Origin of the sequence: Mesorhizobium sp. M6A.T.Cr.TU.014.01.1.1 (assembly GCF_004022765.1) — a bacterium.
Lineage (GTDB): Bacteria > Pseudomonadota > Alphaproteobacteria > Rhizobiales > Rhizobiaceae > Mesorhizobium > Mesorhizobium mediterraneum.
Map to the genome: position 1 here is coordinate 1 of NZ_RZPG01000133.1, position 409 is coordinate 409.

A 409-nucleotide genomic window follows, 5' to 3' on the forward strand; every position below is an offset into this window, starting at 1 on the left:
ATGCGGTGCTGCCGTCGATGCGGCGGCGTGGCGAGGGGCGCATCGTCAATATCGGCTCTGTGCTGGGACTGGTGCCGGCGCCGTATTCAGCGCATTATTCGGCGGTCAAGCACGCGCTCGAGGGCTATTCGGAATCGCTCGACCACGAGGTTCGTGCCTTCAGTATCCGCGTCTCGGTCATCGAGCCGGCATTCGTTCGCACTGTCTTCGACCAGAACGGGATCCAACCGGATTCGCCGTTGCAGGAATACGATCAGGCTCGAGCTACGCTGGAAGCGCTGCCTCGCGATGTGATGCCTGTCGCCGATCGGCCCGAAGTGGTGGCGCAGGTGGTCGTCAAAGCAGCGACCGATGCCCGTCCGCAACGGCGCTACACCGCCGGCAGGGCAGCGCGCCAGGTCAGCCTGCT

Annotated in this window: 1 protein-coding gene; it reads left to right on the forward strand. The window is 64.8% G+C overall.

Going from position 1 to position 409, the window contains the following annotated elements:
* Positions 1-409, forward strand: a 409-nt coding sequence (locus EN885_RS33285; protein WP_128335272.1) for an SDR family NAD(P)-dependent oxidoreductase, incomplete at both ends; no start/stop codon positions are given.